Source organism: Pseudomonas oryzihabitans, assembly GCF_007665395.1.
GTDB classification, from domain to species: Bacteria; Pseudomonadota; Gammaproteobacteria; order Pseudomonadales; family Pseudomonadaceae; genus Chryseomonas; species Chryseomonas psychrotolerans_C.
In genome coordinates this window covers 283,428-303,627 of sequence record NZ_VDND01000002.1, presented here as the reverse complement: position 1 = coordinate 303,627, position 20,200 = coordinate 283,428, and the positions used below count along the sequence as shown (strand labels likewise).

Here is a 20,200-nt window from a genome sequence, read left to right as displayed (position 1 = left end):
CAGGACTACCTTTTGTGTACCGGCGACGGACGTTGTTTGGGTAAGGCGAAATAGAAGGTAGCGCCTTCGCCTATGGCACCTTCTGCCCAGACGCGACCGTCATGGCGCTCGATGATGCGTCTGACGCTGGCGAGACCTATGCCCACACCCTCGAATTCATCGGCGTGGTGCAGGCGCTGGAAGACGCCGAACAGTTTGCCCACGTAATCCATGTTGAAACCGACGCCGTTGTCGCGGACGAAGACGATGTCTTCGGAATCGCCCGGCAGCGCGCCGATCTCGATCACCGCAGGATCCTCGTACCGGCTGTATTTGATGGCATTGGCCAGCAGATTGCGCAAGGCGAGATGGACGAAGGCGGCATCGGCGATGACGACAGGCAGCGGCCCGATGTGCCATTCCACCTGCCGGTCGGCATAGTCCGGCGCCATCTCCTCGCGAATGGCTTCCACCAGCGCCGTGAGGTTGACGTCGGAGTAGCGGATCGCCGCCCGCCCCATCTGCGAGAAACTCAGCAGGTTGTCCACCAGGCTGCCGGCGAAGCGCGCCGACGAGCCGATGTTGTCCAGGAAGCGCCGGCCACGGTCCGACAGCTTGCCGCCCTCGATGTCGCCCAGCAGCTCGGCATAGCCGGCGATGTGGCGCAGCGGGGCGCGCAGGTCATGGGACACGCTGTAGGAGAAGGCGGCCAGCTCCTTGTTGCTGCGCTGCAGCTCCTCGGCCAGCTCGGCCATCTCCTCGGCCTTGCGCAGGACGATGCCGCGCACCGCGTTGCGCAGCTCGATGGCGCTTTCCAGCTCCAGCGGCGACCAGGGCAGCGACAGGCCGCGCACCGTCTCCTGCCAGAGGACGAAGCTCTGGCGCGGCGACAGGCGGCCGTCGCTGCCTTCCTGCTTGCTCGGACGCCCGGCCCAGTTGACCACCTGGACCAGTTCGCTGCGGAACCAGATCAGGTAGTGCGAATGCAACTCGGAGATGGGTACGGCGAGGATCCCGGCGGCATGCTCGGCCAGCTCGGGCAGCTCGGCGATGTCCTTGGCCAGGTTGTCGGTGATGAAATGATCCTTGACGTTGACCGACAGCCACTCGACCAGGCGATCCACCACCTCGCGCGGCGGCACCTGGCCGATCAGCTCGGTGCCATCGGAGGAAATGATGGCCGCGCCCTGGGCGCGGGCGAAATCCAGGTAGACCTGCGGCAGCTCCAGGAGCCCCTGGCAGACGCTGTCGCGGTCGGCCATGGTCGAGAGCATCTGCACCATGGCCTGGCGCAGGGCCAGGCGCCGATCGGCTTCCGCATGGGTCTCGGCCGCATCGATCTGCAGCGACAGCACCCGGCCAAACAGTTCGCAGGCGGTGCGCGTCTGGAAGGACACCCGTTGCGGCTGGCGGTCGTGGCAGAGCACCAGACCCCAGAGCCGATCGCCGACCACGATGGAGATGGACATGGAGGCCAGGGTGCCCATGTTTCTCATGTACTGCAGGTGCACCGGCGATACGCTGCGCAGCTGCGCGAAACTGAGATCGAGCGGCTGGCCGGTGCGCGGGTTGGTCTGCGGTTGCAGCGGGGACGGCTGATAGTAGGCGTTGCCGATCACCCGGATGCGGTTGGCCAGGTAGAGCCGGCGCGCCTGGGCGGGGATATCCGAGGCGGGGAACCTCAGCCCCAGGTAGCTGGGCACGCCCGGATCGAGTTCCTCGGCCAGCACCTGGCCGTGACCGTCCGCGTCGAAGCGGTAGATCATGGTGTGGTCGAAGCCGGAAATGCGCTTGGCCTCGCGCACCGCGAGGGTGGCGATGGCGTCGACGGTTTCGGCCTGGTGCAGCTGCTCGATGAACACCCGCACCATGGGATAGAGGGTATTGAGGCCGAGCCGGCTGTCTATCGGCGCCTCGAACTCGACGATCAGCACGCCGCCGAAGCGGTGCATGAACAGCGCGAAGGTCTGCTGTCGCGGCCCCAGGGTCACGTCGCCCTGGTAAATGGGATTCTGCTCTTCCTGGGTCAGCGCCCCGAGCATGGCGGCCAGGTCTTGCTCCGGCAGCAAGTCCTCGAGCGAGCGGCCGAGCACCTCCTCCACGGCCACCCCCAGGTACTCGCGCACATTGGCGCTGGCCTGGAGGATGCGCAGACCCGGCTCTTCCACGGCGAACAGGAAGCCGTGCTCCTGAATGCTGCCGGGAACATGGATCGGCTCGTTGGCGCAATCGGCCAGAGCGTCGGGCTGCGTGGTGGAAGGTGACTCGAGCGCCAAACCGGAAACCTCGTATGATCGGAAAGAAGCGCAAAAAAGGAGTGCGCGCAAAGGTTACGAAGGGTTCGTCAGACTATCAGACCCCGCGCGGGAGGCGAAGCGAAACGGCCGGAATGGCTGCTTTTCGGCGGTGAATGCGATCGCTCGCCCACGACCGGCTGGAATCTTCGCCGAGGGCGCTCGGTCGGAGTGACTTTATCCCCCAGGATCCTGCCCATGTCCCTGCGCCTCGCCCTGCCCCTCGCCGCCCTGTTGCTGAGTCCGTTCGCTCAGGCGGAAACCCTCTATGGTGAGCGTCTCGAAGGCTTCGACTATGATTTTCCGGTCGCGACCTTTGCCTTCGACTCCCAGCGCCAGCACCTGGAGATGGCCTATCTCGACGTGGCGCCGACCGGCCAAGCGAATGGCCGCACCCTGGTCCTCCTGCATGGCAAGAACTTCTGCGCCGGCACCTGGGCGGACAGCATCCGCGTCCTGGCCGCTGCCGGCTATCGGATCGTCGCCCCCGACCAGATCGGCTTCTGCAAATCCAGCAAACCGGCGCATTACCAGTACAGCTTCCAGCAACTGGCCGCCAATACCCGCGCCCTGCTCGACCACCTGGGCATCGACCGCGCCACCCTGATCGGCCACTCGACGGGCGGTATGCTGGCGACCCGCTACGCCCTGCTCTACCCCCAGGCCACCGAGCAACTGGTACTGGTCAACCCCATCGGCCTGGAGGACTGGAAGGCCCTGGGCGTGCCCTATCGCAGCGTGGACCAGTGGTATGAGCGCGAGCTTAGGACCTCGGCGGACGGCATCCGGGACTATGAACGCGCCACCTACTACGCCGGCCAGTGGTCACCGCGCTACGAGCGTTGGGTGACCATGCTCGCCGGCCTCAACGATGGCCCGGGCAAGGACCGGGTGGCGTGGAACTCGGCGTTGATCTACGACATGATCTACACCCAGCCGGTGGTCTACGAATTCCCGCAGCTGCGCATGCCGACCCTCCTGTTGATCGGCCAGCGGGACACCACCGCCATCGGCAAGGACGCGGCGCCCGCGGAGGTCAAGGCCCGCCTGGGGCACTATCCCGAACTGGGCAAGGCCGCGGCGAAGCTCATTCCCCAGGCGACCCTGGTGGAATTCCCCGACCTGGGCCATGCGCCCCAGATGCAGGCACCGGAGCGCTTTCACCAGGCCCTGCTGCAGGGCCTGGCCGCCCTGCGGTCGCCGGCCACTCCGGTCAAACCCTGACCGACGCCCGCTCATGAAAAAAGGCGGCGCACCCGAGGGTACGCCGCCTTTTCGATGGCCTTGCAATTGGGCGCCGGCTAGGCCAGCGCCCGAACGGGCCGTCAGACGCTGCTGCTGGCCAGGTCTGCCAGCTCGCGACTGGCAACGCTGTACATCGCGTAGTCCTGGCCGCTGGCATTGCGCAGGTCCACCAGCAGGCCACGCCAGCGTTCCACCGCCGCCCGATGCCGTTCCAGCCATAGCGACAGCCGGGCTTCGGGATCGCTGGGCGCCTCGCTGAGATTGAGCATGGCGATGGTGATGGTGCGTTGCTGCACGTCCACCTCGTCGCGGAAGGCCTCGCGTGCCAGCGCCTGCCAGGCATTGGCCACCGGCAGCTGGTTGAGCTGCTGCTGGTACCAGGCCAGGTCCAGCACGTCGCCCGCGGCGAACCAGGTGGCCGCCACCGCCAGCGGATCCTGGGCGGTGACCTCCGCCGCCTGGATCACCGGCAACAGCGTATAGATGTGGTTGGTCCCGGCGACGACCCGCGCCAGCAGTTCCGGCACCCCCGCCTCGGTATAGGCGCGGAAGCGCTCTTCCCAATCCTGGCGCGGCTCGCCCTGCAGCAGCTCGTCGAGGCGCACCCCGAGGGCGGCGATGCGCGGTCCGAAGAAGGCCGCCACTGCGCCGGCATCCAGGCCGCTGCGATGACTGCGCAGGAACCAGCGGGTGGCCCGCCGACCCAGGCGCATCAGCTCGCTCATCAGGCGCAACTGCAGCTCCGCCGGCACCTGGTGATCCAGGGCTTCCACCTGCCGCCACCAGTGCGGCAGGTGCAGCACGTCGCGCATCACCACGTAGGCGCGGGCGACATCGGCCGCGCTCATGCCGGTGGATTCGCACAGGCGCTGCACGAAGGTGATGCCCATGTGGTTGATCAGGTCGTTGGCGATCTGGTTGGCGACGATCTCGCGCTTGAGGCGATGGCGGGCCATGGCCTCGGGGAACTGCTCGGTCAGCCGTTGCGGGAAGGCGCCCTGCATGTCCCGCGCGAGGTAGTCGTCGTCCGGTACCGAGGAGGCGAGCAGCTGCTCCTTGAGGTCGATCTTGCTGTAGGAGATCAACACCGACAGCTCGGCCCGGGTCAGCCCCTGTTCCTTGGCCGCGCGCTCGGCGAGCACCTCGTCGCTGGGCAGGAACTCCAGGGTGCGATCCAGCTTGCCGCGACCCTCGAGGTCGACGATCAGCCGCTGGTATTCGGCCAGGTGGGTGCGCGCCCGGTATTCCGCCAGCGACAGGGCGCCGGTCTGCATGTAGTTGTTGGCGACCACCAGTTCGCCGACCTCGTCGGTCATCTCGCCCATCAGGGTGTTGCGCTGCTTGACGGTCATGTCGCCGGCGGAGACCACGTCGCCCAGCAGGATCTTGATGTTGACCTCGTGGTCGGAGCAATCCACGCCGCCGGCGTTGTCGATGAAGTCGGTGTTGCAGGCGCCGCCGTGCAGGCCGAATTCCACCCGCGCCAGCTGGCTCATGCCGAGGTTGCCCCCTTCGCCGATCACCTTGGCGCGCAGCTCGCAGCCATCCACGCGCAGGGCGTCGTTGGCCTTGTCGCCGATGTCGGCGTGGCTTTCGAAGCTGGCCTTGACGTAGGTGCCGATGCCGCCGTTCCAGATCAGGTCCACCGGCGCCTTGAGCAGGGCGTTGATCAGCTCGTTGGGGGTCAGGTGATCGGCCTGCAGGTCGAAGCGCGCCTTCATCTCAGGGCTGATGGCGATGCGCTTGGCACTGCGCGGGAAGATGCCGCCGCCCTGGGAGATCAGGCTGGCGTCGTAGTCGGTCCAGCTGGAGCGCGGCAGGTTGAACAGCCGCTCGCGCTCGACATAGCTGCGCTCGGCGTCCGGGTTGGGATCGATGAAGATGTGCAGGTGGTTGAAGGCCGCCACCAGCTCCAGGCTGCGCGAGCGCAGCAGGCCATTGCCGAAGACATCGCCGGCCATGTCGCCGATGCCGACCACGGTGACCGGATCGGTCTGGACGTCGATGCCGCGCTCACGGAAGTGGCGCTGCACGCTGACCCAGGCACCGCGCGAGGTGATGCCCATCTTCTTGTGGTCGTAACCCGCCGAACCGCCGGAGGCGAAGGCGTCGTCGAGCCAGAAACCGTAGTCCTGGGCGATGCCGTTGGCGATGTCGGAAAAGGTCGCGGTGCCCTTGTCGGCTGCCACCACCAGATAGGGATCGTCGCCGTCGTAGCGCACCACGGCAGTCGGCGGGACCACCGCACCGTCCTTGAGGTTGTCGGTGATGTCCAGCAGGCCGCTGATGAAGATGCGGTAGCAGGCGATGGCCTCGGCCTGGATGTCGTCGCGGGACCCGCCGGTCGGCAGGCGGCGCGGGACGAAACCGCCCTTGGCGCCCACCGGGACGATCACCGAGTTCTTCACCTGCTGCGCCTTGACCAGGCCCAGCACCTCGGTGCGGTAGTCTTCCTCGCGATCCGACCAGCGCAGGCCGCCGCGGGCGACGTTGCCGAATCTCAGGTGCACCCCTTCCACGCGCGGGCTGTAGACGAAGATCTCGTAGCGCGGCACCGGCCGCGGCAACTCGGGGATGGCCTTGGGATCGAGCTTGAAGCTGAAGTAGGCCTTGGGTTTGCCCGCGGCGTCGGTCTGGAAGACGTTCGTCCTCAGGGTCGCCTTGATCAGGTCCAGGTAACGCCGCAGGATGCGGTCCTCGTTCAGTACCGCGACATCGTCGAGGGCGCTGAGGATGGCCTGCTCCAGGCGCTGCTGCTTGTCGTCCAGGTCTTCGCTGGTCATGCGCCGCGCCAGGTAGAACTTCATGCGGAACAGCCGCACCAGTTCCCGGGCGATGTCGACGTGAGCATTGAGGGTCGCGGCGATGTAGCCGATGTCGAAGCCGATGCGGATCTGCTTGAGATAGCGGGCGTAGGCACGCAGCACCGCGACGTCGCGCCAGGGCAATCCGGCGGTCAGCACCAGGCGGTTGAAACTGTCGTTCTCCGCCTGGCCTGCCACCACCTGGACGAAGGCGTCCTGGAAGGTGTCGTTGAGTTGCTGCAGGTCCAGCTCCAGCCCGGCCACCGTGGTGAAGGCGAAGTCATGGATCCAGTAACGACGACCGTTGCGATGACGCAGCTCATAGGGGAATTCGCCGAGCACGCGCAGGCCGAGGTTTTCCAGGATCGGCAGCACGTCCGACAGCGCCAGGGGCGTATCGGCGTGGTAGAGCTTGCAATGCAGGATGTTGTCGCCGGTCTGGGTCAGCGGCTGGTAGAAGCCCATGGCCAGGCTGCGCTCGTCGTTCAGCGCCAGCAGGTGGCGCATGTCCACCACCGCCAGGTGCGGGGCGAAGCGCTCGCGATAACCGGCCGGGAAGCCCAGCGGATAGTCGGCGAGGATGGAGGTACCCTGGGCCTCGCCGAAGCTGTCCACCATCAGGCTGGCGAAGTCGTCCTTCCAGCTGCGGCAGGCCTGCACCATCTCCTGCTCCAGGCGCCCCGGATCGACATCCTGCGGCTGCAGCGGATCGACGCGCAGGATGAACTGCACCCGCGCCAGCACCGATTCGGAGAAGAAGGTCCAGAACTCGCAGTCGGTGCCGTGCAGGCGATCCATGAGGATCTGCTGCATGCGCTGCCGGACTTCGGTGGAATAGATGTCGCGCGGCACATAGGCCAGGCAATAGAAGAACTGGCCATAGGGATCGCGGCGCAGGAAGACGCGCACCTTGCTGCGCTCCTGGATCTGCACGATGGCCATGGCGGTGCTGAACAGATCGTCCACCGGCGTCTGGAACAGGTCGTCGCGCGGCAGGCCTTCGAGGACCTGGGCCAGCTCCTTGCCCAGGTGGGCGCTGCTGTCGAAGTCGGCGCGCCGCCGTACCTCGTCGACCTTGCGGCGGATGTAGGGGATCTCGCGCACGCTGTCGTTGTAGACGCTGGAGGTGTAGAGGCCCATGAAGCGGTGCTCGCGCACCACCCGGCCAGTGGCATCCACCTCGCGCAGGGAAACGAAATCGGGATAGGCCGGGCGATGCACGCGGCTGGGATCGGCGGCCTTGGCGAAGGATAGCAGCACCGGCTCGCGCAGGTAGCGCAGCGGCTCGCCGGACAGGGTGATCGCGGCGGTCTCGGGACGCCCCCGCAGGCGCCGCGACAGCCCCAGCAGGGAATCGGGCGCATAGCGCTGCACCGCCGTCTCGCCCTCGCCTTCGACGGTGAATTCCTCGTAGCCGAGGAAGGTGAAGCGGTCGGCGCGCAGCCAGTCGAGGAACGCCTTGACCTCGGCCAGCTCGCCTTCGTCGACCCTGCCCGGACGCTGATCCAGCCAGGCCAGCAGCTCGGCGACCTTGGTCTTCATGGCGGCGAAGTCACCCACCGTCAGCCGCACCTCGCCGAGGATTTCCTGCAGCGCGGTTTCTAGGCCACGCAGCTCGCTGGTCGCCGCACAGCGGTCGATCTCGAGGAACATCAAGGCCTCGCGCGTCACGCCTTCGCCCTGCTGGCCCTTGGGCAACAGCTCGAGCAGGCGGCCCTGCGCGTCCCGGCGTACGCTGAGCACGCTGTTCTGCAGGGTATGGACGCTGTAGCCCTGGCGATTGAGCTCCATGCGCACCGAATCCACCAGGAAGGGCGAATCCGCATGCAGTACCTCGACCACGGTATGGCTCGATTGCCAGCCGTGCCGCTCGTAATCCGGATTGAAGACCTGGACCCGCGGCTGGGCCGGATCGAAGACATCCAGCAGTCGCCAGGCCGACAGCACGCAACCGACCAGATCGGAGAGACGACGCTGGGTCAGCTCCTCCAGCGGGACGATGCCGAAGAACTGGGCGGTGAAGCGCTCCAACTGCTCGAGGGTGTGCCCCTCGACATGGGCCGCGAGGGCATTCTTGAGTTGTAGCTGGAAATCCGCTTGGCTGGCAGCGGTGAAAAACGCCATGACCGTACTCCGTCCTGAAGGTGCTGTGGGCTTCGCTCCGCAGAGGACAGGCCTCTCCCGGAGCGAGTTCCACAGGGGATGAGGCCGGACTGCACCATAAGAGTGCAAGGATGCAGTACCGCTAGAGTAGCCGGCAAAGACAGCCGCGCACGTACGTCAGGGCGACAACAAGATTCAGCTGCGGAACGGATCTCAATAGTGTGGCGGCGGCGCCTCGTCCGGCATGCCGCCACCCCCTGCGCTCTGCAGTTCGGCCTGACGCTCGGCCAGGACGCGAATCTGCGCCGCGCAGCGATCTAGGGCCCGCTGCTGCTCGACGATGATGTCGTTCAGCGTCTGGATGGTGTCGTCCTGGAAGGCCTGACGGATCTCCAGGTCGGCGATGCGTTCCTCCAGGGTCATGGCCTTGCCTCCTGTGCGAGCAGGGTGCGCCAGCGATCCACCGCCTCGCGGCCGGCTGCCGCGCTGTAGGGCTCGCGTGGCGAATGCCCCCAGACCGGTCCCGGCCAGGCCGGGTCACCCTCCTGCCGCAGCAGGACGTGCAGGTGCAACTGCCGGACGACGTTCCCCAGGGCACCGATGTTCAACTTGCGGTCTGGGTGCGCGTCACGCAACACCTGGGCAACAGTTGTCACCTCTCGCCACAGTTGCTGCTGATCTGCGGGGGCCAGGTCGAGGACCTCGGTAACACTTGCGCGCTGGGGTACCAGGACCAGCCAGTCATAACGGCGTTCGTTCAGCAGCCTCACCTGGCACAACGTCAGGGACGTGACCTCCAGGGTATCGCTGGCCAGTCTCGAATCGATTTGGAACATCTCAACTCCTGCCAAAGCCAGTCGGCACTAAAAGTGTGCACGACTATTGGTAAGTGAAACCTTTGGTGTCACAAAGGTGCAACCACCCCTTCCGACACTTTCCCCTGCCCCCGGCGATTAGCGAGGCGGAGACAGGCGGGCACTGCGATTGAAGCTTTGTGCACGCTTTTTGCTAATACGATCCGGGTACGACGATCGGACGGGAACTCCTAAGGAAGATTCTTAAGAGGCGCCGCTAATCCGCTCATCTCACGCAATTTTTTGATAAAGCCTATCGCCCCTCCAAGAGAGGTGCTATATGTGCCGCCATTAGAACAAACAGCCACGGCTGACACGATGGCTGATCCTCAAAACCAAAGGAGCATTTCTGATGCAAGCGATGAAGTGGAGCGTTATCGCCCTGGCCGTAGCGGCAGGGACCACTCAACTGGCTTTCGCCGACCAGCAGTCCGAGTCCAAGGGCTTCGTCGAAGACAGCAAGCTGACCCTGTTGAACCGTAACTACTACTTCAACCGGGACCGTAACGCCGGCGCCAATGACCGCCGCGACTGGAGCCAAGGCTTCCTGCTGAACTACGCATCGGGCTTCACCCAGGGCACCGTTGGTGTCGGCGTGGATGCCTTCGGTTACCTCGGCATCAAACTGGATGGCGGCAAGGGCTACGCCGGCACCGGCAACCTGCCGATCGGCGACGATGGCCGTCCGAACGACGAGTACTCCACCGCTGGCGCCGCTGTGAAGCTGCGCATTTCCAACACCGTGCTGAAGTACGGCAACCTGCAGCCCACCTCGCCGGTGTTCGCCGTGGGTGGCAGCCGCCTGTTCCCGCAGACCGCTACCGGCTTCATGCTGACCAGCGAAGAGGTCAAGAACCTGTTCCTGGAAGCAGGTCACTTCACCGCTGGTCGTGACAACATCAATACCTATCACGACGGCAACCTCGGCGCAGCCTATGGCGGCATCACCGCCAACTCGGGCGATTACCTGGGTGGCAAGTACAAGATCAACGATCAACTGAGCGCCTCGCTGTACTACGGTCGCCTGGAAGACCTGTGGAACCAGTACTACGCCAACCTGAACTACGTCCAGCCGATCAGCGCCAACCAGTCGCTGACCTTCGACGCCAACTACTACTACAGCAAGGACGCTGGCAGCGCCGAGCTGGGTGACTTCAGCAACAACGCCTTCTCGCTGGCCGCAGCCTACAGCATCGATGCTCACACCTTTACCTTGGCCTTCCAGAAGGTCAACGGTGATACCCCGTTCGACTACGTCGGCGCCGGTGGCAAGAATGGCAACGTGGGTAGCGGCGGCGACAGCATCTTCCTGGCCAACTCCGTACAGTTCTCCGACTTCAACGCCCCTGGCGAGAAGTCCTGGCAGGCTCGCTACGACCTGAACATGGCTACCCTTGGCGTACCCGGCCTGAGCTTCATGGCGCGCTACATCCGTGGTACCGGCATCGATGCTCCAAGCACCAACACCGTCTACTCCGGTTTCTACCAGGATGGCGACAAGGAATTCGAAACCAACGTCGAAGCCAAGTACGTGCTGCAGAGCGGTCCGGCCAAGGACCTGTCCTTCCGTATCCGTCAGTCCTGGCACCGTGGCGATGCCAGCACCGGCAGCGGCGGCAGCGGCAACATCAACGAGTTCCGCCTGATCACCGAGTACCCGCTGAGCATCCTGTAACAGGAACCAGCGCTTCTCGCACGATCTAGCAGCCCGGCCTCCGCCGGGCTGTTGTTTTTCCGGCTTCCGGCCGCCCTCGCCCGCCTCCCTGTACGCCCTGCCCCACCCCGCCGTACAATGCCGGTCCCGTCTCGATGCCGACAGACCGCCTAGCCATGCGTACCAGCCAGTTCCTGCTGTCCACCCTCAAAGAAACCCCTTCCGATGCCGTAGTGATCAGCCACCAGCTGCTGCTGCGCGCCGGCATGATCCGCAAGCTGGCTTCCGGTCTCTATACCTGGCTGCCGCTGGGCCTGCGCGTGCTGCGCAAGGTGGAAGCCGTGGTGCGCGAGGAAATGAACGCCACCGGCGCCCTGGAGGTGCTGATGCCGGCGATCCAGCCCGCCGAGCTGTGGCAGGAATCCGGTCGCTGGGAACAGTACGGCCCCGAGCTGCTGCGCCTGAAGGATAGGCACCAGCGCGATTTCTGCGTGGGCCCGACCCACGAGGAAGTCATCACCGACCTGATGCGCAACGAGCTGAACAGCTACAAGCAGTTGCCGATCAACCTGTACCAGATCCAGACCAAGTTCCGTGACGAGATCCGCCCGCGCTTCGGCCTGATGCGTGGCCGCGAATTCGTGATGAAGGATGCCTATTCCTTCCACCTGAACCAGGCATCGCTGCAGGAAACCTACGACGCCATGTACCAGGCGTACTGCAACGTCTTCAGCCGCCTGGGCCTGAACTTCCGGCCGGTGCAGGCCGACAACGGCTCCATCGGCGGCAGCGGTTCTCATGAATTCCATGTGCTGGCCGGCTCGGGGGAAGACGATATCGTCTTCAGCGACAGCTCCGACTACGCCGCCAACATCGAGAAGGCCGAGGCCCTGCCGCGGGAAACCGCACGTGGCGCCGCCACCGAGGAGCTGCGCCTGGTCGATACCCCCGAGACCAAGACCATCGCCGACCTGGTGGAGAAATTCGGCCTGGCCATCGAGAAGACCGTGAAGACCCTGGTGGTCCGCGGTGCCGAGGAAGGCACCCTGGTCGCCCTGGTGATCCGTGGCGACCACGAACTCAACGAGATCAAGGCGAGCAACCTGCCCGAGGTGGCGAGCCCCCTGGTGTTCGCCAGCGAGCCCGAGATCCGCGCCGCCATCGGTGCGAGCCCTGGCTCCCTGGGCCCGATGAACCTGCCGATCCCCTGCGTCATCGACCGTTCGGTCGCCCTGATGAGTGACTTCGGCATCGGCGCCAACCAGGAAGACCAGCACTACTTCGGCGTCAACTGGGAGCGCGACCTGCCGCTGCCCCCGGTCGCCGATCTGCGCAACGTGGTGGCCGGCGATCCGAGCCCCGATGGCCAGGGCACCCTGGTGATCAAGCGCGGCATCGAAGTGGGCCACATCTTCCAGCTGGGCACCAAGTACAGCGAGGCCATGAAGCTGTCGGTCCTGGGCGAGGAAGGCAAGCCGACCCTGCTGACCATGGGCTGCTATGGCATCGGGGTATCCCGCGTGGTCGCCGCGGCCATCGAGCAGAACCATGACGAGCGCGGTATCCGCTGGCCGGCCGCCCTGGCGCCCTTCCAGGTCGCCCTGGTGCCGATGAAGTACGAGAACGCGGCGGTGAAGGAAGCCACCGATAGTCTCTATGCCGAGCTGAAGGCCGCCGGCTTCGACGTGCTGCTGGACGACCGCGACAAGAAGACCAGCCCCGGTGTGAAGTTCGCCGACATGGAGCTGATCGGCATCCCCCATCGCCTGGTGGTGGGCGAGCGCGGCCTCAACGAGGGCGTGGTCGAGTACAAGGGCCGGACCGACAGCGACAGCCAGAACGTCGCCCTGGCCGAGATCGTCACCTTCCTCAAGGCTCGCTGAGGGCTCCCGCTCCAGGTCAGGCATTCGCGCGCCTGACCTGGAAATCGGTGAAACCCTGCAAGGCCACCTCCTCCAGCGCCACGGCCGTCACCTGCGCCGCTGCCGGTCCCTGCCAGAGCCAGGTCTCCAGTTCGGCAAGGGCCTCGACCGAACCTTCCAGATGGCACTCGACCCGGCCATCGGCCAGATTCCGTACCCAACCGGTGATCCCCAATCGCTGCGCCGCCTGCCTCGTACTCTCGCGATAGTAGACGCCCTGCACGCGACCACCGATCAGGCCATGCCAGGCCAATCTGGCCGTCATCGCGGGGCTCCGCGCTCTTCCAGCAGCGGCGCGACTCTCAGCCACTGGGCCACGCTACCGGCGAGGAGGTCATGCCGTTGCGCCTGCAGGCGTGCGAAGGCGTCGTGCAACTGCGGGTACCAGTCGCCGGGAAAGCGTTCCGCCGGTGGCCAGTTCTCCGGCGCGGGGGGCATCCAGGGCGAACGATCCAGCAGGTCCAGCAGGGCATAGCCATGCAGGTCGCGGCAGAGCACCCAGTGCCCGCTGTCGTTCTGGCACACCAGGCGCTCCTGTTGCAGGAAGGCCAGCACCGCATGCCATTCGTGCTCCGGCAACTTCCAGCCGGCCTGGTGCAGGCGCCCCAGATGCAGGCTGGAGCCGCTCTGCTGGCGCTCCAGGAAGGCGCGCAGCACGGCGAGCAGGATGAAGAAGGCCGGCAGCGGTGCCCGCCGCCAGTGGTGGGTGGTGGACAGGCTGCAGACCACCTCCGCCCCCAGCAGTACGATCAGCCAGCAGACATAGATCCATACCAGGAACAGCGGCACCGTGGCGAAGGCGCCATAGATCAGCTGGTAGCCGGGGAAGTAGAAGACATAGAGACCAAAGAGACTCTTGGCCGCCTCGAACAGCACCCCGGTCAGGGCGCCGCCGATCAGCGCATGACGCAGGGGCACCCGGGTGTTGGGTACGGCGGCGTACATCAGGGTGAAGGCGGCGATGCTGAATAGCAGCGGCGTGACCTTGAGCAGGGCCTGGGCGCCGGACATGCCATAGGAGCCGAACACCAGGGCCACCGAGGCCAGGTAGGTGCTCATGGCGAAGCCGGCGCCCAGCAGCAGCGGCCCCAGGCTGAGCACCGCCCAATAGAGCAGGAAGCTGGACACCCCACGCCGGGGAATACGCACCCGCCAGATGTCGTTGAAGGTCTTTTCCACCGTCACCAGCATGAAGAAGGAGGTCACCGCCAGCAGCGCCACACCGAGCCAGGTCAGGTGCCGCGCCTGTTCGATGAAGTTGCGCAGGTATTCCTCCAGCGTCGCCCCGGTGGACGGCACGAAGTTACGGAAGATGAAGGCCTGGATCTGGACTTCGGTGCCCTGGAAGGCGGGAATCGCCGAGAGCATGGCGAAGGTCACGGTCATCACCGGGACCACGGCGAACAGGGTGGTGTAGGTCAGGGCCGCGGCATTGTTGGGGGCGCGGTCTTCGATGAAGCGCTCGGCGAGGTAGCGAACGAAGGACAGCAGTTCACGCAAGCGGGCCGGCATTGGCGGTTCCTCGAAAGGCACGGTCAAGGGCTGGCGCGGCAGTCCTCGCCAACCCGCTACAATGGGCATCTTACCTTCTATGGATCAGCCCATGAGTGAAATCGTCCTCTATCACAACCCGCGCTGTTCGAAATCGCGCGAGGCCCTCGCCCTGCTGCAAAGCCGCGAGCTAGCCGTGTCCGTGGTGCCCTACCTGGAAACGCCGCCGGACGCCGCCACGCTGCGCGCGCTGCTCGCCAAGCTCGGGATAGGTGCACGGCAGCTGCTGCGTACCGGCGAGGACGCCTATCGCGACTTGAACCTCGCCGATCCGGCGCTGGATGACGACGCCCTGGTCGCGGCCATGGCCGCCCACCCCAAGCTGATCGAAAGACCCATCGCCGTGCGCGGCGCACGCGCCGTCGTCGGTCGCCCGCCCGAACGTGTCCTGGAGCTCCTGCAATGACCCCCGAAGCCTATGTCCTGGTGCTCTACTACAGCCGCCACGGCGCCACCGCCGAGATGGCCCGGCAGGTCGCCCGCGGGGTGGAGATGGGCGGCATGGCCGCACGGCTGCGTACCGTGCCGGCGGTCTCGGCCGAATCCGCCGCCGTCGCCCCGGCGGTACCCGAGCAGGGCGCGGTCTATGCGACCCTCGACGACCTGCGCGATTGCGCGGCCCTGGCCCTGGGCAGTCCGACCCGCTACGGCAACATGGCCGCCGCCATGAAGTACTTCCTCGACGGCACCAACAGCCTCTGGCTGACCGGCGCCTTGGTGGACAAGCCCGCGGGCGTCTTCACCTCCACCGCCAGCCTGCATGGCGGCCAGGAGAGCACCCTGCTGTCCATGGCCCTGCCGCTGCTGCATCACGGCATGCTGATCACCGGCCTGCCCTACAGCGAAAGCGCCCTGCTGGAGACCAAGGGCGGCGGTACGCCCTACGGGCCGAGTCATTTCGCCGGTGCCGATGGCAAGCGCGCGCTGGACGAACAGGAGATCGCCCTGTGCCGGGCCCTGGGCAAGCGCCTGGCGACCCTGGCCGGTCGCTTGCGGAAATAGCCGTAGCCGGCGCGGCTACCAGCCCATGATTTCCTTGACGAAGGGGATGGTGAGCTTGCGCCGCGCCTGCAGCGAGGCCTGGTCGAGGCGCTCGAGCATGTCGAACAGGGCGTCCATGCTGCGGGTGTTACGCGAGAGGATGAAGCGCCCGACCTCGTCGGTCAGGTGCAGGCCCCGGCGCGACGCGCGCAGTTGCAAGGCGCGCAGCTTGTCTTCGTCGGACAGGGGGCGCAGCTGGAAGACCAGCGCCAGGGTCAGCCGCGACTTGAGATCGGGGAGCTGCACCGGCAATTGTCGTGGCGCGGCGGTGCTGGAGATGAGCAGCCGCTTGCCGGCGTCACGCAGGCGGTTGAACAGGTGGAAGAGCGCCTCCTCCCAGCGCCGCTGGCCGGCCAGGGCGTCAAGGTCGTCCAGGCAGACCAGCTCGCACTGTTCGAGATTGTCGAACAGCTCCACGCCGTAGTCGGCCAGCTCGCCCATGGGCAGGTAGATGGCGCGTTCGCCCAACTCTTCCAGGCGGTGACAGGCGGCCTGCATCAGGTGACTGCGCCCGGCACCGGGGCCGCCCCAGAGATAGATCAGGCTCTCCGTCCAGCCGGCATCGGCGTCGCACAGACGCTCGACATAGCCGAGCGCCGCGGCATTGGCGCCGGGGTAGTAGTTGACGAAGGTGGCGTCGTCACGCAGACGAATACCCAGGGGCAGCTGTAGAGGCATCATGCCGGCTCGGACGGCTCTTGGCGGTTTCGCGAGGGCGCCAAGTCTAACCAAAACCCGGCTCCCTCGCAGCAGCCACTTCAGCGCGGCTCGCGCGCGCTCACGGCCAGCGGAAATACAGGGTGGTGCGACCCGGCTGGGCGGCCGGCGCGGGCTGGGCCGCGGGGGCCGTCGGCGCGGCATTGGCGTCCACCGGCGCGGGGCTCGTGGTCGCAGGAGCGGCAGGGGCTGCCGGCGCCGTGGCGGGCTGCAGACCCGCCAGATTCAGCTGCGCCTGCAACTGATCCGGATTGGCGGTGAGGTCGTAGGTGAGCTGGGTCCCCTCGACCTTCACCAGCCGGCTCGACAGGGGCTCCAGTACCTTCTGCAGCTGGGCGTAGCGCTCGAAGTTGGAGTTGTCGGCCACCAGGGTGAGCGGCTGGGTCGTCCCCGGACGAGAGACGAATTTTTTCGACAGGCGCGCGCCGACCTCCTGCAGCACGGCGGTGGCCAGGGCGTCCTGGTCGGCCGCCTGGCTGCTGCCCTGCTCAGCGGCGGTGCCGTTCCACAGCCGCCACTGGGCCTGCCAGCCATTGCCCTGGGGCTTGGCATGCACGGCCAGCAGGGCATTGGCGCCATAGCGCTCGGAGGCCTGGCGCAGGGCGGTCGGATCGCTGGCATCGATGTTGGCGGCGGTGCCGGCCAGCTGTTCGCTGAGGTCGGCCAGGGGCAGGCGGATCGGCAGGCCGGCGCGCTGGGCACCGCGCTGCACGCCGACGCTGGCCTGCTGACCATCACCCAGCAGGGTCGCGCCACTGTCGGCATCGTTCAGCCACCAGACCATCACCACCGGGCGATTGGCGCCCCATACCGACAGGCCGGCCTGGCCGAGCGCACGCTCGGTGGCGGCCGGGTCGAAGTTGACCACCAGCACCTGCGGCGGACCGGCGTCGTAGCCGTACTGGCTGATCAGGGACTCGGGCGCCGCCAGGGCACTGGCCAGCGCCGGGGTCTGGCCGGCCTGGGGATTGCCGGTCAGGCGCCCCGCGAGCTCCTGCAGGGCGCGCTTGAGCGCCGCATTGCGCTCGTCCGGCTGTTGCGAGTCCACCGGCTCGCGGACCTGGTAGAGGTTGTCCACCACCTCGGCGCGGGCGAGCGGACTCAGGACCAGCAGCGAAGCGAGCAACGGAAGGACGAGACGGCGCATGGCGATTCCATAGAAGGGGCAAGGGGCATACCTTAAAAGCCGCCTGCCTCGCGGGCAAGGGCGCGGCGGCACGGGCCGCGAAACAGCCCGCAGGAGGACGGCGTCGCCAGGCGCAAACGCCGGCGGTCTGGCTCAGACCCTCTGGCGCGGGCGGGGTGCCATCCCGTCCCGGACCGGAGGGCGCGGCGGGCCGCGTGCTTTGGCACGGCTTCTGGTAAAATCGCCCGCCTCATCGCCGGCTGGCGCCAGCCGGCTCGTTTCGCCATTCGCTAAAGGCCAGGATTCATGAGCAAACAACCCCAGCTGAGCTACAAGGACGCCGGTGTGGACATCGACGCCGGTGAGGCTCTGGTAGAACGCATCAAGGGCGTCGCCAAGCGCACCGCCCGCCCGGAAGTCATGGGCGGCCTGGGGGGCTTCGGTGCCCTGTGCGAGATCCCGGCCGGCTATCGCCAGCCGGTGCTGGTCTCCGGCACCGACGGCGTCGGCACCAAGCTGCGCCTCGCCATGAACCTGGCCAAGCACGACAGCATCGGCATCGACCTGGTCGCCATGTGCGTCAACGACCTGGTGGTCTGCGGCGCCGAGCCGCTGTTCTTCCTCGACTACTACGCCACCGGCAAGCTCAATGTCGACGTCGCCGCCCAGGTGGTGACCGGCATCGGCACCGGCTGCGAACAGGCGGGCTGCTCCCTGGTGGGTGGCGAGACCGCCGAGATGCCCGGCATGTACGAAGGCGAAGACTACGACCTGGCCGGTTTCTGCGTGGGCGTGGTGGAAAAGTCGGAGATCATCGACGGTTCCAAGGTCACCACCGGCGACGCCTTGATCGCCCTGCCCTCCTCCGGCCCGCACTCCAACGGCTATTCGCTGATCCGCAAGATCATCGAGGTGGCCGGTGCCGACATCGAGAACATCCAGCTCGACGGCCAGCCGCTGACCGAACTGCTGATGGCGCCCACCCGCATCTACGTCAAGCCGCTGCTCAAGCTGATCAAGGACACCGGAGCGGTCAAGGCCATGGCCCACATCACCGGCGGCGGCCTGCTGGACAACATCCCGCGCGTGCTGCCCGAAGGCGCCCAGGCAGTACTGGACGTGGCCAGCTGGCAGCGTCCGGCGGTATTCGACTGGCTGCAGCAGCAGGGCAACGTCGACGAGACCGAGATGCACCGCGTGCTGAACTGTGGCGTCGGCATGGTCATCTGCGTGGCCCACGACCAGGTCGAAGCCACCCTGCAGGTGCTGCGCGCCGAGGGTGAGCAGCCCTGGGTCATCGGCCGCATCGAGCAGGCCGCGGCCGGCGCCGACCAGGTGGTCCTGAACAACCTGAAACAGCACGGATGAGCCCTGCCGACTGCGCCGTGGTGGTGCTCGTCTCCGGCCACGGCAGCAACCTGCAAGCCCTGATCGACGCCGCGACACCGCCCGTGCGGATCGCGGCGGTGATCGCCAACCGCGCCGAGGCCTATGGCCTGGAGCGGGCACGGCACGCCGGGATCGCCACCGCGGTGATCGATCACCGCGAGCATGCCGACCGCGACAGCTTCGATGCGGCGCTGGCCGCCGCCATCGACGCCCAGGGCGCCGACCTGGTGGTGCTGGCCGGCTTCATGCGCATCCTCACGCCAGCCTTCGTGCGGCGCTACCAGGGTCGCCTGCTCAATATCCATCCCTCTTTGCTGCCGCTGTACAAGGGGTTGCACACTCACCAGCGCGCCCTCGACGCGGGCGATGCCTGGCACGGCTGCAGCGTCCACTTCGTCACCGAAGAACTGGACGGGGGCCCGGTCGTCCTGCAGTCGCGCGTGCCGGTGCAGGCCGAAGACACGGCGGAGAGCCTCGCGGCCCGGGTACACGCCGCCGAGCACCTCCTTTATCCTGTGGCGGTGCGGCTGTTCGCCGAAGGTCGTCTGCGGCTGGGCACCTCGGGTGCCGAGCTCGACGGCGAGGCACTGCCGCCCACCGGGGCTACCCTGCCGTCGACCTCGGTCGCGGCCTCCCTTTGCTGATCCAAGGAGAACCTGATGCGACGTCTGTTGTTCCTATTGGCCACCCTCTGCAGCGCCTCGGCCTTCGCCTTCGACCTGCAGCCCTTCACGGCCAGCTACACCGCCGACTGGAAGCAGATGCCGGTCAGCGGTTCCGCCGAACGCTCGCTGGAGAAAGCGGCCGATGGTCACTGGGAGTTGAAATTCGAGGCTTCCATGCTGGTGGCGGGCCTCAATGAATCCAGCACCTTCCGCCGCGAAGGCGAGGCCTTCCTGCCGGACACCTACCAGTACAAGCGCAGCGGGCTGGGCAAGAGCCGCGAGAGCGAGCTGACCTTCGACTGGGCGGGCAAGAAGGTCACTGGCAAGGACAAGGACGACCCGGTCAGCTTGACCCTGGATCGCGGCTTGCTGGACAAGTCGACCTACCAGCTCAAGCTGCAGCAGGACGTGGCCGACGGCAAGAAGAGCATGAGCTACCAGATCGTCGACGGCGACAGCATCGACACCTACGACTTCCGCGTCATCGGTCCGGAGCGTATCCGCACGCCGCTGGGCCTGTTCGATGCCATCAAGGTGGAGCGCGTGCGCGACCCCACCAAGAGCAGCCGCAAGACCGAGCTGTGGTTCGCCAAGGATTGGGACTACCTGCTAGTGCGTCTCTACCAGCAGGAGAGCGACGGCAAGGAATACCAGACCAGCCTCAAGGAAGGCACGGTCAATGGCCGCACGGTGAAAGGCGCCAACTGAGCCTGGCACCCGCGACGACGCCCTCTTCGGAGGGCGTTTTGTTTTGTGGGTGGCCGTTATTAAAGGGGCGGTCGTCTCTCGTGCTTGCCAACGAGTAGGCTCCAGTCTTTTCCCATGTGAAGGCCAGCTCCCCAGTAGCGGCCAGGGC

At 66.5% G+C, this 20,200-nt stretch carries 16 protein-coding genes; 8 read left to right on the top strand and 8 right to left on the bottom strand.

Features of this window, described 5'->3' with window-relative positions:
* Window positions 1-5 precede the first annotated feature (5 nt).
* The gene (locus tag FSV73_RS05275) at window positions 6-2,255 is read right to left on the bottom strand and encodes an ATP-binding protein (protein ID WP_145004946.1); all 2,250 of its coding nucleotides are present in this window, start codon (window positions 2,253-2,255) and stop codon (window positions 6-8) included.
* A 216-nt stretch (window positions 2,256-2,471) separates the two neighbouring features.
* Between FSV73_RS05275 and FSV73_RS05270 the strand changes: the two genes are divergently transcribed.
* Window positions 2,472-3,497: an alpha/beta fold hydrolase gene (locus FSV73_RS05270; RefSeq protein WP_145004943.1), complete on the top strand. Its 1,026-nt coding sequence runs from the start codon at window positions 2,472-2,474 to the stop codon at window positions 3,495-3,497.
* 101 nt (window positions 3,498-3,598) lie between these two features.
* Here the strand turns inward: FSV73_RS05270 and FSV73_RS05265 are convergent, their stop codons facing one another.
* The 3 genes from FSV73_RS05265 to FSV73_RS05255 all read right to left on the bottom strand — a co-directional run bounded on the left by FSV73_RS05265 (window position 3,599) and on the right by FSV73_RS05255 (window position 9,261).
* Window positions 3,599-8,446, bottom strand: a complete 4,848-nt coding sequence (locus FSV73_RS05265) for an NAD-glutamate dehydrogenase (RefSeq protein WP_145004940.1) — start codon at window positions 8,444-8,446, stop codon at window positions 3,599-3,601.
* Between the two features lie 192 nt (window positions 8,447-8,638).
* Window positions 8,639-8,848: a SlyX family protein gene (locus FSV73_RS05260; RefSeq protein WP_145004937.1), complete on the bottom strand. Its 210-nt coding sequence runs from the start codon at window positions 8,846-8,848 to the stop codon at window positions 8,639-8,641.
* Window positions 8,845-9,261: an HIT domain-containing protein gene (locus FSV73_RS05255; protein ID WP_145004934.1), complete on the bottom strand. Its 417-nt coding sequence runs from the start codon at window positions 9,259-9,261 to the stop codon at window positions 8,845-8,847. Before FSV73_RS05255 ends, FSV73_RS05260 begins: the two co-directional genes overlap by 4 nt.
* Before the next feature lie 370 nt (window positions 9,262-9,631).
* Between FSV73_RS05255 and FSV73_RS05250 the strand changes: the two genes are divergently transcribed.
* Both FSV73_RS05250 and FSV73_RS05245 read left to right on the top strand, forming a co-directional pair.
* A complete protein-coding gene (locus FSV73_RS05250; protein WP_145004931.1) occupies window positions 9,632-10,954 on the top strand; it encodes an OprD family porin in 1,323 nt (440 codons plus the stop codon).
* A 155-nt stretch (window positions 10,955-11,109) separates the two neighbouring features.
* A complete protein-coding gene (locus FSV73_RS05245; RefSeq protein WP_145004928.1) occupies window positions 11,110-12,816 on the top strand; it encodes a proline--tRNA ligase in 1,707 nt (568 codons plus the stop codon).
* Window positions 12,817-12,832: 16 nt separating this feature from the next.
* On the opposite strand, the gene FSV73_RS05240 is transcribed toward FSV73_RS05245, so the two are convergent.
* Complete coding sequence (locus tag FSV73_RS05240) at window positions 12,833-13,120, bottom strand: acylphosphatase (RefSeq protein ID WP_145004925.1); 288 nt, start codon at window positions 13,118-13,120, stop codon at window positions 12,833-12,835.
* Window positions 13,117-14,367 (bottom strand): YihY family inner membrane protein, encoded by a 1,251-nt coding sequence (locus tag FSV73_RS05235; RefSeq protein WP_145004922.1) that lies wholly within the window; start codon window positions 14,365-14,367, stop codon window positions 13,117-13,119. The genes FSV73_RS05240 and FSV73_RS05235 overlap by 4 nt, the downstream gene beginning before the upstream one ends.
* Window positions 14,368-14,458: 91 nt before the next feature.
* On the opposite strand from FSV73_RS05235, the gene arsC reads away from it, so the two are divergent.
* Window positions 14,459-14,812, top strand: a complete 354-nt coding sequence (gene arsC / locus FSV73_RS05230; protein ID WP_145004919.1) for an arsenate reductase (glutaredoxin) — start codon at window positions 14,459-14,461, stop codon at window positions 14,810-14,812.
* The gene (gene wrbA, locus FSV73_RS05225; RefSeq protein WP_145004916.1) at window positions 14,809-15,408 is read left to right on the top strand and encodes an NAD(P)H:quinone oxidoreductase; all 600 of its coding nucleotides are present in this window, start codon (window positions 14,809-14,811) and stop codon (window positions 15,406-15,408) included. The genes arsC and wrbA overlap by 4 nt, the downstream gene beginning before the upstream one ends.
* Window positions 15,409-15,423: 15 nt before the next feature.
* Here the strand turns inward: wrbA and hda are convergent, their stop codons facing one another.
* The gene (gene hda / locus FSV73_RS05220; protein WP_145004913.1) at window positions 15,424-16,128 is read right to left on the bottom strand and encodes a DnaA regulatory inactivator Hda; all 705 of its coding nucleotides are present in this window, start codon (window positions 16,126-16,128) and stop codon (window positions 15,424-15,426) included.
* 97 nt (window positions 16,129-16,225) lie between these two features.
* Window positions 16,226-17,311, bottom strand: a complete 1,086-nt coding sequence (locus FSV73_RS05215; protein WP_145004910.1) for a DUF2066 domain-containing protein — start codon at window positions 17,309-17,311, stop codon at window positions 16,226-16,228.
* A 285-nt stretch (window positions 17,312-17,596) separates the two neighbouring features.
* Between FSV73_RS05215 and purM the strand changes: the two genes are divergently transcribed.
* From purM to FSV73_RS05200, 3 genes are read left to right on the top strand one after another with little or no spacing between them, the layout of a single operon-like run.
* Window positions 17,597-18,658 carry a phosphoribosylformylglycinamidine cyclo-ligase gene (gene purM, locus FSV73_RS05210; RefSeq protein WP_145004907.1) on the top strand — a complete coding sequence of 354 codons (1,062 nt, stop codon included), beginning with the start codon at window positions 17,597-17,599 and terminating at the stop codon, window positions 18,656-18,658.
* The gene (gene purN, locus FSV73_RS05205; RefSeq protein ID WP_145004904.1) at window positions 18,655-19,323 is read left to right on the top strand and encodes a phosphoribosylglycinamide formyltransferase; all 669 of its coding nucleotides are present in this window, start codon (window positions 18,655-18,657) and stop codon (window positions 19,321-19,323) included. Before purM ends, purN begins: the two co-directional genes overlap by 4 nt.
* 15 nt (window positions 19,324-19,338) lie before the next feature.
* A complete protein-coding gene (locus FSV73_RS05200; protein WP_145004901.1) occupies window positions 19,339-20,052 on the top strand; it encodes a DUF3108 domain-containing protein in 714 nt (237 codons plus the stop codon).
* The last annotated feature ends 148 nt before the right edge of the window (window positions 20,053-20,200 follow it).

Excerpts from the sequence above, each read along its gene's own strand:
- FSV73_RS05270 (WP_145004943.1), top strand. The coding sequence starts at position 2,472 with ATGTCCCTGCGCCTCGCCCTGCCCCTCGCCGCCCTGTTGCTGAGTCCG.
- FSV73_RS05265 (WP_145004940.1), bottom strand. The coding sequence starts at position 8,446 with ATGGCGTTTTTCACCGCTGCCAGCCAAGCGGATTTCCAGCTACAACTC.
- FSV73_RS05260 (WP_145004937.1), bottom strand. The coding sequence starts at position 8,848 with ATGACCCTGGAGGAACGCATCGCCGACCTGGAGATCCGTCAGGCCTTC.
- FSV73_RS05255 (WP_145004934.1), bottom strand. The coding sequence starts at position 9,261 with ATGTTCCAAATCGATTCGAGACTGGCCAGCGATACCCTGGAGGTCACG.
- FSV73_RS05250 (WP_145004931.1), top strand. The coding sequence starts at position 9,632 with ATGCAAGCGATGAAGTGGAGCGTTATCGCCCTGGCCGTAGCGGCAGGG.
- FSV73_RS05245 (WP_145004928.1), top strand. The coding sequence starts at position 11,110 with ATGCGTACCAGCCAGTTCCTGCTGTCCACCCTCAAAGAAACCCCTTCC.
- FSV73_RS05240 (WP_145004925.1), bottom strand. The coding sequence starts at position 13,120 with ATGACGGCCAGATTGGCCTGGCATGGCCTGATCGGTGGTCGCGTGCAG.
- FSV73_RS05235 (WP_145004922.1), bottom strand. The coding sequence starts at position 14,367 with ATGCCGGCCCGCTTGCGTGAACTGCTGTCCTTCGTTCGCTACCTCGCC.
- arsC (WP_145004919.1), top strand. The coding sequence starts at position 14,459 with ATGAGTGAAATCGTCCTCTATCACAACCCGCGCTGTTCGAAATCGCGC.
- wrbA (WP_145004916.1), top strand. The coding sequence starts at position 14,809 with ATGACCCCCGAAGCCTATGTCCTGGTGCTCTACTACAGCCGCCACGGC.
- hda (WP_145004913.1), bottom strand. The coding sequence starts at position 16,128 with ATGATGCCTCTACAGCTGCCCCTGGGTATTCGTCTGCGTGACGACGCC.
- FSV73_RS05215 (WP_145004910.1), bottom strand. The coding sequence starts at position 17,311 with ATGCGCCGTCTCGTCCTTCCGTTGCTCGCTTCGCTGCTGGTCCTGAGT.
- purM (WP_145004907.1), top strand. The coding sequence starts at position 17,597 with ATGAGCAAACAACCCCAGCTGAGCTACAAGGACGCCGGTGTGGACATC.
- purN (WP_145004904.1), top strand. The coding sequence starts at position 18,655 with ATGAGCCCTGCCGACTGCGCCGTGGTGGTGCTCGTCTCCGGCCACGGC.
- FSV73_RS05200 (WP_145004901.1), top strand. The coding sequence starts at position 19,339 with ATGCGACGTCTGTTGTTCCTATTGGCCACCCTCTGCAGCGCCTCGGCC.